The 15,725-nt window shown below is 60.8% G+C and carries 12 protein-coding genes and 1 pseudogene; 9 read left to right on the forward strand and 4 right to left on the reverse strand.

The window, feature by feature from the left end:
* Nucleotides 1–29 precede the first annotated feature (29 nt).
* The 9 genes and pseudogenes from ACFWO3_RS10050 (at nt 30) to ACFWO3_RS10090 (ending at nt 12,888) form a co-directional block, all read left to right on the forward strand.
* Nucleotides 30–2,465: an N-6 DNA methylase gene (locus ACFWO3_RS10050; protein WP_378576758.1), complete on the forward strand. Its 2,436-nt coding sequence runs from the start codon at nt 30–32 to the stop codon at nt 2,463–2,465.
* A complete protein-coding gene (locus tag ACFWO3_RS10055) occupies nt 2,462–3,631 on the forward strand; it encodes a restriction endonuclease subunit S (protein WP_378576760.1) in 1,170 nt (389 codons plus the stop codon). The genes ACFWO3_RS10050 and ACFWO3_RS10055 overlap by 4 nt, the downstream gene beginning before the upstream one ends.
* On the forward strand, nt 3,628–6,714 hold the full coding sequence (locus ACFWO3_RS10060) for a type I restriction endonuclease subunit R (RefSeq protein ID WP_378576762.1): 3,087 nt from the start codon (nt 3,628–3,630) through the stop codon (nt 6,712–6,714). Before ACFWO3_RS10055 ends, ACFWO3_RS10060 begins: the two co-directional genes overlap by 4 nt.
* A complete protein-coding gene (locus ACFWO3_RS10065) occupies nt 6,701–7,429 on the forward strand; it encodes a M48 family metallopeptidase (protein ID WP_378576764.1) in 729 nt (242 codons plus the stop codon). Before ACFWO3_RS10060 ends, ACFWO3_RS10065 begins: the two co-directional genes overlap by 14 nt.
* A 3-nt stretch (nt 7,430–7,432) precedes the next feature.
* Nucleotides 7,433–9,214, forward strand: a complete 1,782-nt coding sequence (locus ACFWO3_RS10070) for an ATP-dependent endonuclease (protein WP_378576766.1) — start codon at nt 7,433–7,435, stop codon at nt 9,212–9,214.
* A complete protein-coding gene (locus ACFWO3_RS10075; RefSeq protein ID WP_378576768.1) occupies nt 9,211–10,653 on the forward strand; it encodes a UvrD-helicase domain-containing protein in 1,443 nt (480 codons plus the stop codon). The genes ACFWO3_RS10070 and ACFWO3_RS10075 overlap by 4 nt, the downstream gene beginning before the upstream one ends.
* Nucleotides 10,654–10,815: 162 nt before the next feature.
* Complete coding sequence (locus ACFWO3_RS10080; protein ID WP_378576770.1) at nt 10,816–11,124, forward strand: transposase; 309 nt, start codon at nt 10,816–10,818, stop codon at nt 11,122–11,124.
* Complete coding sequence (locus tag ACFWO3_RS10085) at nt 11,121–11,546, forward strand: hypothetical protein (RefSeq protein ID WP_378576772.1); 426 nt, start codon at nt 11,121–11,123, stop codon at nt 11,544–11,546. Before ACFWO3_RS10080 ends, ACFWO3_RS10085 begins: the two co-directional genes overlap by 4 nt.
* A gap of 18 nt (nt 11,547–11,564) precedes the next feature.
* A pseudogene (locus tag ACFWO3_RS10090) lies at nt 11,565–12,888 on the forward strand (IS3 family transposase).
* A 143-nt stretch (nt 12,889–13,031) separates the two neighbouring features.
* Here the strand turns inward: ACFWO3_RS10090 and ACFWO3_RS10095 are convergent.
* Genes ACFWO3_RS10095 through ACFWO3_RS10110 form a run of 4 tightly spaced genes read right to left on the reverse strand, consistent with a single transcriptional unit; the run spans nt 13,032 to nt 15,619 of the window.
* Nucleotides 13,032–13,580, reverse strand: coding sequence for a hypothetical protein (locus ACFWO3_RS10095; RefSeq protein WP_378576775.1), 549 nt, complete (start codon nt 13,578–13,580; stop codon nt 13,032–13,034).
* The gene (locus ACFWO3_RS10100) at nt 13,580–14,905 is read right to left on the reverse strand and encodes a WXG100 family type VII secretion target (RefSeq protein ID WP_378576777.1); all 1,326 of its coding nucleotides are present in this window, start codon (nt 14,903–14,905) and stop codon (nt 13,580–13,582) included. The genes ACFWO3_RS10095 and ACFWO3_RS10100 overlap by 1 nt, the downstream gene beginning before the upstream one ends.
* Nucleotides 14,905–15,204, reverse strand: coding sequence for a DUF6317 family protein (locus ACFWO3_RS10105; protein WP_378576779.1), 300 nt, complete (start codon nt 15,202–15,204; stop codon nt 14,905–14,907). The genes ACFWO3_RS10100 and ACFWO3_RS10105 overlap by 1 nt, the downstream gene beginning before the upstream one ends.
* A complete protein-coding gene (locus ACFWO3_RS10110; RefSeq protein ID WP_378576781.1) occupies nt 15,197–15,619 on the reverse strand; it encodes an SAV_915 family protein in 423 nt (140 codons plus the stop codon). The genes ACFWO3_RS10105 and ACFWO3_RS10110 overlap by 8 nt, the downstream gene beginning before the upstream one ends.
* Between the last annotated feature and the right edge of the window lie 106 nt (nt 15,620–15,725).

Here is a 15,725-nt window from a genome sequence, read left to right on the forward strand (position 1 = left end):
TGCCTACAGACACAACAGGAAGACCAGCTGTGGCGCTTAAGAAGTCGGACCTCTACTCATCCCTGTGGGCAAGTTGCGATCAGCTTCGTGGCGGCATGGACGCCAGTCAGTACAAGGACTACATCCTGACGCTGCTGTTCGTGAAGTATGTCTCCGACAAAGCGAAGACTGACGCAAATAGCCTCATTGAGGTGCCCGCCGGTGGTTCGTTCGATGACATGCTCGCCGCCAAGGGTGACAAAGAGATCGGCGACCGCTTCAACAAGATCATCGCCAAGTTGGCCGAGGCGAACGACCTGCGCACCGTCATCGACCAGGCCGACTTCAATGACGAAGAGAAGCTCGGCAAGGGCAAGGAGATGCAGGACCGTCTCTCCAAGCTGGTCACCATCTTCAACGATCTCGACTTCCGCGGCTCGCGCGCCGAGGGCGACGACCTGCTTGGTGACGCCTACGAGTACCTGATGCGCCACTTCGCCACCGAGTCCGGCAAGAGCAAGGGTCAGTTCTACACGCCGGCCGAGGTCTCCCGCATCCTCGCCAAGGTGGTCGGCATCGGGCCGAACACCCGCCAGGACCAGACCGTCTACGACCCGGCGTGTGGCTCTGGTTCGCTGCTACTCAAGGCGGCCGCCGAGGCACCGCGCGGCATGACGATTTACGGCCAGGAGAAGGACAATGCCACCTGGGCGCTGTCCAAGATGAACATGATCCTGCACGGGCAGGCTGGATATACGGAGATCGAGAAGGGCGACACCATCACCAGCCCGCAGTTCACCAAGGGTGACCACTTGCGGACCTTCGACTACACCGTCATGAACCCACCGTTCTCGGTGAAGTCCTGGAACAACGGCCTGGAGAACGACTTCGGCCGCTTCGAGTACGGACGTCCGCCGGAGAAGAACGGCGACTACGCCTTCTTGCTGCATGCGCTCACCTCGCTCAAGAGCACCGGTAAGGCGGCGATCATCCTGCCGCACGGCGTGCTGTTCCGTGGCCACGCCGAGGGTTCCATCCGCACCCGCCTGCTCAAGCAGGGCTTCATCAAGGGGGTCATCGGCCTGCCGGCAAACCTGTTCTATGGCACCGGCATTCCGGCCTGTGTGGTCATCCTCGACAAGGAAAATGCCCAGGCGCGCACGGGCGTCTTCATGATCGACGCCTCGAAGGGTTTCATGAAGGATGGCAACAAGAACCGCCTGCGGAGCCAGGACCTGCACAAAGTGGTCGATACCTTCAACAAGCAGATCGAGATCGACCGCTACTCGCGTATGGTGCCCATGAGCGAGATCGCCGACGCCAAGAACGACTACAACCTCAATATCCCGCGCTACATCGACTCCTCCGAACCCGAGGACCTGCAAGACCTCAGTGCTCACTTGCACGGCGGCATCCCGGATCGTGACCTCGACGCGCTCCAGGGCTACTGGGACGCCTTCCCGCAGCTCCGCGCCCAGATCTTCGCGCCAAATCGTCCTGGCTACAGCGACCTGGCCATCGATGTCAGCGCCGTGCAGCAGGCCATCTTCGATTCTCCCGGCTTCCACAAGCTTCGCGACGATGCCACTAGCCTCGTCGAAGCCTGGTTCGCCGCACACCGCGAGGTGCTGGCCGGAATCACTCCCGACACTTTGCCGAATGAGCTCATCGCGAGTATGGGTGACGATTTGTTGGCGCGCTTCAAGCCGATGCCACTGCTCGACGAGTACGACGTCTACGAGCAACTCATGACCTACTGGCACGACACCATGCACGACGATGTCTACCTGATCATGACTGATGGCTGGCTCAACGCTGCCAAGCCGCGCAAAACCATTGAGGACAAGGAGCGCAAGCTCTCCGAGACCCCTGATCTCGTGGTCGGCTCCGGTCGCACCGCCACCAAGTACAAGATGGACCTCATTCCGCCGGCGCTGATCGTGGCGCGCTACTTCGCCGACGAACAGGCCACCATCGACGACCTCACGGCTGCTGCCGAGGAAGCCAGCCACGCCGTCGAGGAGTATGTAGAAGAACATGCTGTCGAGGATGGCCTGCTGGCTGATGCCATAGACGACGACAAGATCACCAAGGCACTCGTCGCCGCGCGACTGAAGGCGATCAAGGCCGGCGGCGATCCTGACGAGATCAAGGCACTCCAGCAAGCCGCCAAGCTGTACAACGCGGAAGCCGCTGCCAAGAAGGCCGTCAAGGACGCCCAGGCCGAACTCGCCCTCGCCACACTCAAGAAGTACGGCAACCTGACCGTCGATGACATCAAGGCTCTCGTGCTCGAGGACAAATGGCGCACCACCGTTACACGCCGTGTCACTAGTGAAGTCGAAGCACTCACGCTTGACCTTGTTGCGCGCATCCAGCAGCTCGGCGAGCGGTATGCGGCAACCGTGAGCAACCTCGACAGCGAGCTGGAAAGGCTTGAAGCAAAGGTCTCAGTCCACCTCACATCCATGGGGGTCGACCGATGAACGCTGCGGCGATGGTGCGAATTCGCGACGTCAGCGACTTGGTAACGAAGGGGACGACGCCGACGAGTCTCGGTCGAAGGTTCACCAGTAGCGGTGTGAAGTTCCTGAAAGTTGAAACATTTGCTGCTGACGGGAGCTTCATCGCTGGGCGTGAGGCGTTCATTGACGATTCGACACACCAACTGCTTCGAAGATCGCAACTCGTCCAAGGAGACATTCTATTCTCAATTGCTGGCGCACTGGGTCGCTCGACGGTGGTCGAACAAGCGTGGCTTCCAGCCAACACAAATCAAGCCTTCGCAATTATCCGCCCATCGATGAGGCGTCGGTCGATCCACCCGAGGTACCTGCTCTGGCAGCTTCGTAGTCCGGCGATCGCGCGGCGGATTGCTGAAATCAATGTGCAGGCAGCCCAGGCGAATCTCTCGTTGGAGCAGGTGCGTGACTTCGAGATACCGTTCGTTTCTAGTCCCGAGCAGGAGACTATTGCTGCTGCTCTCGACGACGTCGACGATCTGATCGTCACCCTCGAACGCCTCATCGCCAAGAAGCAGGCGATCAAGCAGGGCATGATGCAGCAGCTCCTGACCGGCCGCACCCGCCTGCCGGGGTTCACCTCGTCGTGGAGCGAGCTCTCTCTCGGCGACGTGACGCGAATCAAAACTGGCTCCAGAAACAACCAAGACAAGCAGGCTGGTGGGCGGTATCCATTCTTCGTCAGATCTGCAACCGTTGAGCGCATCAACTCGTACTCGTACGACTGCGAGGCAATTCTCGTGCCGGGCGAGGGCGGAATTGGCTCGATTTTCCATTACATCAATGGAAAATTTGAGGTGCATCAGCGGGTCTACAAAATCAGTAGTTTCGCGCCAAATGCGAGTGGTCGTTTCATCTACTACTTCATGCGCCAGTACTTCGGTGCGCACGCTATGGAGAATAGCGTCAAGGCGACCGTTGATTCCCTTCGGCTACCTACCTTTAAGAAGTTCCAGCTTCGGCTACCCGCGCGTGACGAGCAGGATGCCATTGTTTGCCTCCTAGACGATGCGGAGGCTGAGGTGGCTACGCTCGAAGCTCGACTCGCGAAGGCCCGTGCAGTCAAGGGCGGCATGATGCAGCAGCTCCTGACCGGCCGCACGCGGCTGCCTGTGGGGGCTACGGCATGAGCGATGTCGGACAGGTTGAACGCAAAGCCCAGAATCGCGTCGTCGCGCTGTTTCGCGACCAGCTCGACTACGAGTACCTCGGCAACTGGGAGGGTCGCGAGCACAACGCCAACGTCGAGACCGAGCTGCTGGTGCAGAACCTGCGCGCTCGCGGCTACGACGACAACCTCATCAACCGCGCCCTCGACCAGCTCGGCAAGGCTGCCTCGGTCGGCGCCGGCCACGACCTCTACGAGGCCAACCATGAGGTTTATGGACTGCTGCGCTACGGCGTGAAGGTCAAGCCTGGAGTCGGTGAGCAGACCGAGACCGTCTGGCTGATCGACTGGAAGAACCCTGACGCCAACCACTTCGTCGTTGTCGAGGAAGTCACTGTTGCGGGCCAGCACACCAAGCGCCCCGACGTGGTGCTCTATGTCAACGGCCTGGCCCTCGCCACGCTGGAACTCAAGCGATCCAAAGTCAGTGTCTCCGAAGGTATCCGGCAGACGATCGGCAACCAGAAACCGGAGTTCATTCGCTCGTTCTTCTCGACGGTGCAGTTCGTGTTCGCGGGCAACGATGTCGAGGGACTGCGCTACGACGTCATCGACACCCCAGAGAAGTACTGGCTGGAGTGGAAAGAACCGTCTGGCATCGCCGACCCGCTCGACCGGGCACTGCTGCAGATGTGCAGCAAGCCGCGCCTGCTGGAACTGATCCACAATTTCATCGTCTTCGACACGGGCGTCAAGAAGGGGCCACGCCACAACCAGTACTTCGGCGTCAAGGCCGCGCAGGACCGCATCGCCAAGCGTGAGGGCGGCATCATCTGGCACACCCAGGGCTCAGGCAAGTCCCTGACAATGGTGTGGCTCGCCAAGTGGATTCGCGAGAACCAGCCCGACGCCCGGGTGCTCCTGATCACCGACCGCACCGAGCTCGACGACCAGATCGAGAAGGTCTTCAACGGTGTCAACGAGCAGATCTATCGCACCAAGAGCGGTGCTGATCTCATCAGCACGCTCAACGCCAGCGAGCAGTGGCTGATCTGCTCGCTTGTGCATAAGTTCCGCGCCGCCAACAGCGACACCGACGATGACGAGGCGACCACCGAGTTCATCAAGGAACTGCACGCGACCATCCCGCAGGACTTCAAGGCCAAGGGCAACATCTTCGTCTTCGTCGACGAAGCCCATCGCACCCAGTCCGGCAAGATGCACACCGCCATGAAAGAGCTGCTGCCGGAGGCGATGTTCATCGGCTTCACCGGCACGCCCCTGCTGAAGGCCGACAAGGCCACCAGTATCGAGACCTTCGGCTCGTTCATCCACACCTACAAATTCGACGAAGCTGTGGCTGACGGCGTCGTGCTCGACCTGCAGTACGAGGCCCGCAACATTGACCAGGACCTGACCAGCCCGGCGCAGGTCGACAAGTGGTTCGAGGTCAAGACCAAGGGTATGACCGACCTCAGCAAGGCCGAGCTCAAGAAGCGCTGGGGCACCATGCAGAAGGTGGTGTCGAGCGAGCCGCGCGCCAAGCAGATCGTCAACGACATCCTGCTCGACATGGAGACCAAGCCCCGCCTGATGGACCAGCGCGGCAACGCCATGTTGGTCGGCTCATCCATCTACCAAGCCTGCAAGTTCTACGAGCTGTTCTGTAACGCCGGCTTCAAGGGCAAATGCGCCATCGTCACCAGCTACACCCCGAACGCCAGTGACATCGCCAAGGAAGACTCTGGCGCTGGCAAGACCGAGAAGATCCGCCAGTACGACATCTACCGCAAGATGCTGGCCGACTACTTTGACGAACCTGAAGACACCGCCGTGAACAAGGTCGAGGAGTTCGAGCAAGCCGTCAAACGCCAGTTCATCGAGAACCCGGGCCAGATGCGGCTGCTGATCGTGGTCGACAAGCTGCTGACCGGCTTCGACGCGCCTTCGGCCACGTACCTCTATATCGACAAGAAGATGCGCGACCACGGTCTGTTCCAGGCAATCTGCCGCGTCAACCGCCTCGATGGCGACGACAAGGACTACGGCTACATCGTCGACTACCAAGACCTGTTCAACTCCATCGAGAACGCCGTCGACGACTACACCTCCGGTGCGCTGGACGGCTACGAGAAGAAGGACATCGAGGGGCTGCTGTCCGATCGCATCGAAAAGGCCCGCGAGAATCTCGACGAAGCTTTAGAGCGCATCCGCGCCCTCGTCGAACCCGTTGTGCCACCGAAGAACACGCTGCAGTACCAGCAGTATTTCTGCGCGGTGGAGCAGGGCAACGCCGAGCAGCTCAAGGTCAACGAGCCCAAGCGCGTCGAGCTGTACAAGGCGGTTGCGGCTGCCACTCGTGCCTACGCCAATCTCGCCAACGACATGGCCGCCGCCGGCTACAGCCAAGCCGACGCCGAGGCGATCAAGAAGGAAATCGCGCACTACGTCGACGTGCGTGCCGAGGTGAAGCTCGGTGCTGGTGAGGACGTCGACTTCAAGCAGTACGAGGCCGGCATGCGGTTCCTGCTCGACACCTACATCCGGGCCGGCGCTTCCGAAGTCGTCTCCAACTTCGAAGACACGGGTCTGATCGACCTAATCGTCAAGCTCGGCGCTGGTGCGATCGACAAGCTGCCCGCCGGGATCAAGAAGGACCCCGAAGCGGTCGCCGAGACCATCACCAACAACATGCGCAAGGTGATCATCGACGAGCACGCGCTGAACCCGAAGTACTACGACAAGATGAGCGAACTGCTCGACGCCATCATCGAACAGCGCCGCCAGCAAGCCATCGACTACCAGGAGTACCTGGCGAAGCTGCTCGATGCGGCGAAGCAGCTCGGCGCCAAGGAGTCCGACACGAAGTATCCCGACTGGGCAGACAACGGCGCGCGGCGGGCGCTGATCGACTTCGGCTGGCCCGATCCGGCAACACCGATCCAGGTGGATACCGCGATCCTGACGAGCAAGCCGCACGACTGGGTCGGCAACACGATGAAGGAGAAGGTCGTCAGGCGGGCGATCAGCCGTACGCTGCCCGACGGCTTCGACCGACTCGACGAACTGCTTGATCTGGTGAAGGCACGTGATGAGTACCGCTAACGCCTACCTCAACATCCGCGGGATTGACATCGATGTTGTCTACAAGAACATCAAGAATCTGCACATCGGCGTCTACCCACCGATGGGCCGCGTTCGTGTAGCTGCTCCCAACCGACTCGACGACGACCAAGTGCGCCTCGCAATCATTCAACGCCTGCCGTGGATCAAGCGGCAGCGCGACAAGTTGCGTGCTGCGGAGCGACAGGCCGAGCGCGAGATGGTGACCGGTGAGTCGCACTATGTGTGGGGGGTTCGTCGCCGGCTCAAGGTCGTCGAGCGGCCTGGTCGGGCTCACTTCGAGATCGACGGCGAGCGACTGGTGCTCTACGTGCCTGCCGACAGCTCGGCGGAGAAGCGCCGCGACTATCTCGACAAGTGGTATCGCGACCAGCTTCGACAGGCGCTGCCCGAACTTATCGCTAAGTGGGAGAACGCATTCGACGTCGCGGTACCGAAGTGGACTATCCGCCGCATGAAGACCAAATGGGGCTCCTGTAATCGAGAGACCCGGCATATCTGGTTCAATGTCGAACTCGCCAAGAAGCACCCGGATTGTCTGGAGTACATCGTCGTTCACGAGATGGCGCACTACTTCGAGCGCAACCATGGAGAACGGTTTACCAAGCTGATGGACAAGCACCTGCCGGACTGGCGCAACCGACGCGATCGGCTCAACGATTCACCGCTTTCCGACGAACAGTGGAAGGGCAAGTAGTTAGTGGAGATCCGACGCATCGAAATTCAGAACTTCCGGGGGATCAAAGACCTCACGTGGAAAGTTCCCGCCGGTCGGCGGTTTCTGGCGCTCATCGGGCCGGGCGACAGTACCAAGTCGAGCATCCTGTCTGCTCTCGACATGGCACTTAGCGACAGGTGGAACTTGTCGTTCGCAGACACAGACTTCTACCAGGCTGACGTGACTCACCCGATCTCGATTCGAGTGACGCTCACAGGATTGCCTCCCAAGCTTCTCCAGCACGACGTGCTCGGACTGCATCTGAGTGGTCTCGACTCGGACGGTGAGCTTCACCAGGACCCTGAAGATGACCATGACGTCTGCGTCACGATTTGTCTGACCGTCGATGGTGAGCTGGAGCCCAAGTGGACCGTGTTCCGGCCGGGCAAGAGCACAGATGAGGCGACAATCAGCTCCGCCGCACGACGCCTGATTGGTACCTACAAGGTTGACGAGCGCATCGATGCGCACCTGCGCTGGACAAAGACATCTGCACTTGGCCGACTTACCGAGACCAAACACGGCGCCGCGAAGCTCCTGGTGGAGGCTAACCGCACCGCCCGCGCCGCCGTCGCAGACTCAATCCCAGACGAGCTTGGCCAACTTGCGAAGTCCATTCAGAGCAAAATGCACGACTTGGGAAGCGGCGAGTTCGGGTCTTTGCAGCCAGGTCTCGATCAGTCGCTTTCAAATTCATCGGGGAACCTTGCGCTATACGAAGGCGCGGTGCCGCTGACCAACTACGGACTCGGTAGCCGACGCCTCGCAGGCATCGCAGCGCAGCAACTTGCGCATGACGGCAAGGCGTTCCTCCTTGTTGACGAGATCGAGTACGGACTTGAGCCCCATCGATTAGTCAATCTGCTCGCACAACTGCGGCGCGCAGACTTTCCAGGCCAAGTTTTCGTGACTACTCACTCGCCAACCGTCCTGAGACACCTCAGCGCGGAGGATCTCGCTGTCGTTCGGTCGTTCGCTGACGGTCGAGTTGAGGTGAAGTGTCTCGCCGAGGGTGACAACGATATCCAGAAGCTGCTCCGAGCATCGCCGGAAGCATTCCTCGCGCGCCGGGTGGTGATCGGTGAGGGCAAGACCGAGTTCGGCTTACTGCTGGGTCTATTGGACCGATGGGACGCCGAAGCTGCCGTGAACGGAACCCCAGTCAGCGCTGCGCGCGGCGTGGTCGCTGTTGAGGGCAGTGGCTCGGACACAGTCACACGCGGTGAGATCTTGGATGACCTCGGCTATGAGGTCACCTTGCTGATGGACAGCGACGTCGACGCTGTCAATATCAAGGCTGATGCGTTCGCTGCCCGTCCCGGGGCTGCAGCAGTTCGCTGGCGCGACAACTTCAACGTTGAACGTGCCCTGTGTGAGGTGCTCGACGCCGACGGTCTAACCGCTCTCATCCAATTAGGAATCGAACTGTCTGAACATCCCGAGGACGGAGCGACCAACTTCCTAACCCACCTAAAGAACTCCGGGTTGCCGCGCGAACTGACCTCCCTGGAGGTGGGAGATTGGATCAGTTCGGGCTACGGACTCGGTGAAGCTCGCGAACTCATTGCAAGAGTCGCCAGCAAAAAGAGCTGGTTCAAGCAGGTGCATCGGGGACGCGCTCTCGCATCACGCCTTATGGACGCGCGACACCTGCAGGATTCGGATGAACTTACCAAGGTGAATGCGCTTCGGGCAGCGGTCTTCGATCCACGACCGACATTCGCCGAGGAGCTGAATGCCTCGAAGGATGCGGCTGTATCGTGAGCGCTCCGCGTCTTCTCGATCGTCTGCCAGCCTCAGTCGAGCTCGCGGCCGGGAGTGGCAAGACCTGGACGTTGGCCGACACCGTCCGCGCCATCGCTGGCGATGGCGGTCGAGCGCTCGTGCTTACCCACACTGTCGCAGGCGTTCACGCGATGAGCTCCAAACTCCGCGAGTTCGATATCGATCCCGATACTTACCACGTCGCAACACTGACGAGCCTTGCGATCGAACTTGTCGGCGCGTACTCATCCCATGCTGGATTCGATGTCCCCGAGGTGGTTGACCTTGGTCGCTCCGAGGAGTACATCAAAGGCGCTATCGCAGTGCTTCAGCGGCAGCACATTCGAGACGTCTTCGGTCTGAGCTACACCCACCTGCTAGTCGACGAGTATCAAGACTGCTCGACCGGTCAACATGCCCTTGTGTGCGCACTGAAGACTGCTATCCCACAGACCGTCATCTTCGGGGATCGTTTACAGGGCATTTTTGGCTTTGCCGACCCAATCGTCGATTGGGATGCTGATGTCCTGCCGAAATTCCCAGATTTCCCGATAAGCCATATCCCGCGGCGCTGGCAAGGCCACAACGAAGACCTTGGAGCTTGGCTCCTCTCCGTTCGGCCACAGCTGATCGCCGGCAATGTGCTCGATCTCAGGAGCGGCCTCCCTAGCGGCGTAACGTTCCTTTCCAAGACGGCTGCTGGATTTGAACTGGTTAATGCCGCCCGTCAACGTCGGGGAGATGGCGAGACTGTCGTCGTTATCACCGCACCGCATTTGCACGCCGCGCGAGCGGTCGCCTCACGGCTGGCGGGGTACGGATACGTCGCAATGGAAGAGATGGGCGGTAGCTTCATGACTAAGCTGCTCGGAGCTCTTTCGACCCTCGAACCAAGCGACTATGCGACATGGCTGGCATCTACAGCAAAGGCCTGTTTCACCGGCTACGGCAAGCTCGACAATGGTGTCATGGGTCGACTTGCCAAGGGCAAACCGGCGGCGACACTCAAGCGTCCGGGCCTTGAGCAGACGCTCGCAGCAATCGACGGCGTCCAGTTGTCGCCGGGGCTTGATGCGCTTGCTGCGTCTATGGATGCGATCCGTCGCGCAAGAGAAGCTCAGCTACACTCCCGCGAGGCATGGCGCGACATGACCAAGGTCATCGAGGCCTGTGCGATTGATCCCGAGCGCGACATGTCCGTCGAACTTGTGCGCGTCCGCGAGCGCGTGCGCCATGGCGGACGGCAAGACCAGTTGCGTGTGGTCTCTCGGACCGTGCTCATCAAGGGTCTTGAGTACGACCATGTCATCATCGCCAACACTGCAGACATCAGCGACGCATGCAATCTCTATGTTGCGCTCAGCCGCGCCCGAAAGAGCGTGACGATCATTGGCCCAAGCCCGCAGATAACCATTAAGGAGACGCCGAATGGTCGCTGAGACGCGATCTCTCGAACCTTCCTCAGAGGTCAGTTGTCACCTCCAGCGCGCGGGCGCCCCGCAATAATCAGACGCACATTCGCATGCCCCATCCGGGACTGCTGCATGAATAGGTGACATCTGATCTGGCTTACCCGAAGGGTGGCCTGGAAGGATGTTGCTGTGCCCAAGCCCTATCCCCAAGAGCTCCGCGACGACGTCGTGCGGGTGGCCCGCAACCGCGAGGACGGCGTGACACTTGCGCAGATCGCGGCAGATTTCGGCATTCACGAGATCACGCTGTCGAAATGGATGCGGCAAGCCGCGATCGAAGTCGGAGACAAACCTGGTCGCAGGCGCGAGGACTCCGAGGAGTTGCGTGAGCTGAGACGCCGAAATCGCTTACTGGAACAGGAAAACGAAGTTCTGCGCCGTGCTGCCGCGTACCTGTCGCAGGCGAATCTGCCGGGAAAAGGCTCTACCCGCTCGTGAGAGAGCTCGCTGCCGACGGGATCCCCGTCGCGGTGTCGTGCCGGGTACTCAAGCTCTCCCGCCAGCCCTACTACCGATGGCTCTCTGCCCCGGTGACCGTTGCCGAGGTGGCGCAGGCCCAGCGGGCCAACGCCTTGTTCGACGCCCACCGCGACGACCCGGAGTTCGGTTACCGATTCCTGGCCGGTGAAGCCGAAACATCCGGTCAGCGCATGTGTGAGCGGACCGCGTGGCGGATCTGGCGGGACAATTCCTGGTGGTCGGTGTTCGGGAAGAAGCGCGGCAAGAACGGCAAGAAGCCCGGACCACCGGTCCATGACGACCTCGCCAAACGGGAATTTCACGTCGGGTCACCGAATCATCTGTGGTTGACCGACATCACCGAACTGAATCACCCCAGGTTTGATGCCGCTTCCTTCTGAGTCAGGAAGGATGAGCACATGCCTAAGAAGATCGATCCGGAGGTCCGTGCGCGGGCTTTGCGGTTGCTCGAGACCCACGGCGGGGAGTATTCGTCGTTAACCGCGGCTGCGGAGGCGATCGCGAAGCAGGTCGGTGTCGGTCAGGAGGCGGTGCGACGTTGGGCGGTGCAGGCGCAGATCGATGCCGGCGACCGAACCGGAACCACGTCGGCCGAGGCCGCTGAGATCAAACGCCTGAAGGCCGAGAACAGGCAGCTCCGCGAGGATGTCGCGATCTTGAAAGCGGCGACGACTTTCTTCGCGGGGGAACTCGACCCCCGCAATCGATGATCATTGCGTTCATAGATTCGATGCGAGCTAATGGTTTTGCGGTCGAGTCGGTCTGCCGGACCCTGCGCGAGCAGGGGTGCACGATCGCCGTGAGAACCTACCGGGCGTGGCGGGTGCGCACGCCCGCTGCGCGCACTGTGACCGATGCGTACGTCGTCGACGCGGTGCGCGATGTCGCCTGGCGTACCGATGCCGAAGGTCGCCGCCGGATGAATCCGAAGGGTTTGTACGGGCGGGTGAAGATGCGCGCCCAGTTGGACCGAACAGTTGTCCCAGGTGTCTCGTACGGTGCGGTGGATCGTGCGATGAAATTGCTGTCCCTCAGTGGTGTCCGGCGAGCGAAGGGAATCAGAACCACCATTCGTTCCGCGGACGGAGTCCGGGCGGGAGATCTCCGGAACCGGCGGTTCAGCGCTGACGAACCCAACCGGATATGGGTTACCGACTTCACCTATATCCGAACGTGGGCCGGGTGGGTGTACGTGGTGTTCATCATCGATGTGTTCTCCCGCAAGATCGTGGCCTGGCATGCCTCGATGTCCAAGACCGTGGACTTGGTGACGATCCCGCTGCGGATGGCGCTGTGGCAGCGAAGCCGAGACGGGCGAGCGGTGAAAGCGGCAGAGTTGATACATCATTCGGATGCGGGCAGTCAGTACACGTCGGTGACGCTGACCGAGAAGCTGGCGCTCGAGGAGATCGCTGCCTCTATCGGGTCGGTCGGGGACGCTTACGACAACGCCCTCATCGAATCGGCGAACGGGCTGTACAAGACCGAGTGCATCCGCACCACGATCTTCCCCTCCGGTCCCTATCGGACGATCTCGGACGTCGAATTCGCGACCGCCGGTGGGTCGATTGTGGGGGCACCTCTCGCTTGCGGGGGAACAACGCCAGGCGGTTGCATTCAAGCGTCGGGCACATGCCCCCGATCGAGTACGAAACCCTCCATTACGCTGGCTTCGGAACCGAGACACAGCCCAAACTGGAAGCGGCACAGAACCTGGGGTGATTCACTCGTGCCTCGATCTACCCACGTTGTGCCAAGCAGAGACAATTCAGGGAATAGCCTACGTGCGTCCGGCGTCGTACCCACAGTCCCTCTCGTTCACACCGGCATCCGGGGCGTCGCTTCAACCTCCGATTGGCGCGCAATTAGGCATCAGACTGGTCTGCTCGCCATCGCTCCAGTTTCGTTTTCGCCGCGGCCTCTTCGAGATTGGCGTATCGGCCAAACGATCCGAGTGCCATCGCAAGAAACCAACCGACACCACACAACCCGCCGATCAACAAGAGACCGCCGGCCAACGCGGACCCTCCACCTGCCAAAGCACCCACTCCGAGTCCCGACACACTGGGCTTTCCAGTCCGACCGGCGGTCGTCGACAGCGCCTCGTTCCCAGCGACCACAGCACTGATATCAGCGTTCTTCTGGCGTAGAGACCGCAGACCGTAGAAGCAACTCGCAACTATTGCGATTCCAGCGACCGTCGACACCACCACCCGTGCGACGAGACCCACGGAGGACAGAATTCCCCCGAGAACGGCGATGATGAAGAAGACAACGAGCACGAGCATTCCCACGGTGAACAGCACCAATAGTGCCCTTCGCATCCAATACATGGTGCCGCGTTCGACCCACGTCGTACCCAGTCCAGGAACGTCCGTCACCAACTCACGAGGAATTACGTCATACTTGCTCATCAGAAGGCCTTATCCCACAACGATTTCGCAAGATTGACGCCACCAACACCCATGCCCCAGAGGTCGTCACCGGTGTTGCTTCCCACGTTGGCTATCCCATGTCCTATTCCGCTCACCACTCCACGATCGTGAATGTCCTCCGACCAATGCTCGTGGAAACCTTGGTAGGCGAAGTCGCCCACTCCCACTACCGCGAACCCAGCTCCAACAGTCGTCAACCACACCGGTGCCGTGGCGCCAGCCAGTGAGGCCGCAGCACCGGCCCCCGCTACAGTTCCCGCCCCAGCCGCCAAGCCGATCGCCGCAGCTCCGTAGTCCTTGGACCTCGCTTCGGTCGCGGACCACCCCTTCTCCATGTCGTCCTGGGCCTGCAGCTCAGCGACGATTCCCGACGCCGCGACGTCTACGACAGGAATATCCTTCAAGAAGTTCAGACCCTTCGGCGCGGTACCGGTGAGCCCTGGGACGAGTTTCTCCACGTCTCCTAGCTTGGTGTTCAGCGCTTCAGAAAGAGGCAAATGCCCCTTGCCTGCTTCTGCCGCGGTAAGAGTGTTCTGCAAGCCCTTGAGGTCGTCAATCGCTGCGAGCCTGTTGAGTCGTGCTGGGTTCTCCGACGGAAGGTTCAACCCCTTCTCCGCATACGCGGCCCGCTCGGCTTTGAAGTCCTTACGGGCATCACGGAGTTCGTCGCGTGCCGTCTCGATCTTGTCCGGCACCGTCTGTCCCAGCTGGATGTTCTTCTCGTTCGGTATCACGTAGAGACCGCGGAGGTAGTCCGCGATGGTGATCCGTTGGTCGAGCGGCATACTCTCGTCGCCGGGTTCGATCTCGCCCGCCAAACCGGACAGGGCTTCTGCTGCGCTGAGCCGAAACCCCGTGGCCAACTGCATGGCGTAGTCATATGCGGCTTTGTAGTCCGCTTGCGCTTCACTCGCAGCGACAGCTGCAGGGGCGGCAGGGTCTCCTGTGATCACCAGTGTGCCGGGCACGCCCTTCGGCCCGATCTGGGCGCCACGGCCAGCAGCCTCATGGGCTGCGTTGTACAGATCGGCCTCGATCTGTTGAAGCTGATCCCCGAGTCCGCCGATCGTCTCGCCCACCTGGTTCACAACCGATGCCAGTCCGCCCACCTGAATGGAGTTCTGAGTCCACACCTTGCGGAACGCGTCGGCCGCGCCGCCCGACCAGCCCGCATCCGACACAAGTGTGTCTACCCGAGAACTCAACGCACCGACGACGCCGTCGATTTCGTCGGGCGCAGGCTTCATGATGTTGCCCATGTTCTGCAAACCGGCGAGGTCTCCGCCGACCCACGACTCGCCCATCAGCTCTCGTCCTTCATCAGGTTGTCGTAAAGGAACCTGTTGTCAATGTCCTGCCGTTCGTATGCGTCGTGGGCCGTGTGAAGCTTCTCGGCGTGACCTTCGATAGCCGTTGCCATCTGTTCGTGGAGGATCGCGATCAAGTCCATGGCGCCCTTGATGATTCCATCCAAAGCACCGTCGCCTGACGCAGCGATGGGCGGCGTTACCCGAGGCGTTATGTCCCGATACGACTTCGCCTGCTCATCGAAGGTGCTTGCCATCGAACTCAAGTCACCGAGGACGACTTTCAAATCACCCACCGTTCGCCTCCTTCAACCGACGTAGCGACTGCTCAGTCCAGACAGGCCCGAGCACGTCAGGCGCCGGATCGACCACAACGGCATCGATGCCTTGCTTGCCGGCAAGCCCCAGGACCGTCGTCCCCGGAAGCATCATCCACGGTTGATGCGCACCCAGCCGCTCGACCAGTTTGGCCACGTTCGAAAACGCAACCAACGCGGCGCCCAGCTTCTCCGTGTCGAACAGCTCGAGCTGGACCGACGCTTCACGACCTCGATCCAGTATCGGATGTGCGGGTACAACCACAACCCCAGGTAGAGCACCACCGACCGTCGTCTCCTGGACCTCTTCGACCGGGACTTCCGTCGCCGCCGCGCGGTCAGGTACACCCATCGGATCTACCAGCCAGCTTTGCGGTGCACTGCCCCCAGACATGATTCCCCACCCTCAGTTGACGCATGTTCGGTCGATATTTTAGCTAAGCATCTTGATTCGACCGACGCGGCCTACCCCATTTGCGCTGATAGCGGGCATTTCGGAC

It is taken from the genome of Rhodococcus sp. NPDC058521, from assembly GCF_042719695.1.
Lineage (GTDB): Bacteria > Actinomycetota > Actinomycetes > Mycobacteriales > Mycobacteriaceae > Rhodococcus_F.

Excerpts from the sequence above, each read along its gene's own strand:
- ACFWO3_RS10055 (WP_378576760.1), top strand. The coding sequence starts at position 2,462 with ATGAACGCTGCGGCGATGGTGCGAATTCGCGACGTCAGCGACTTGGTA.
- ACFWO3_RS10060 (WP_378576762.1), top strand. The coding sequence starts at position 3,628 with ATGAGCGATGTCGGACAGGTTGAACGCAAAGCCCAGAATCGCGTCGTC.
- ACFWO3_RS10095 (WP_378576775.1), bottom strand. The coding sequence starts at position 13,580 with ATGAGCAAGTATGACGTAATTCCTCGTGAGTTGGTGACGGACGTTCCT.
- ACFWO3_RS10065 (WP_378576764.1), top strand. The coding sequence starts at position 6,701 with ATGAGTACCGCTAACGCCTACCTCAACATCCGCGGGATTGACATCGAT.
- ACFWO3_RS10110 (WP_378576781.1), bottom strand. The coding sequence starts at position 15,619 with ATGTCTGGGGGCAGTGCACCGCAAAGCTGGCTGGTAGATCCGATGGGT.
- ACFWO3_RS10100 (WP_378576777.1), bottom strand. The coding sequence starts at position 14,905 with ATGGGCGAGTCGTGGGTCGGCGGAGACCTCGCCGGTTTGCAGAACATG.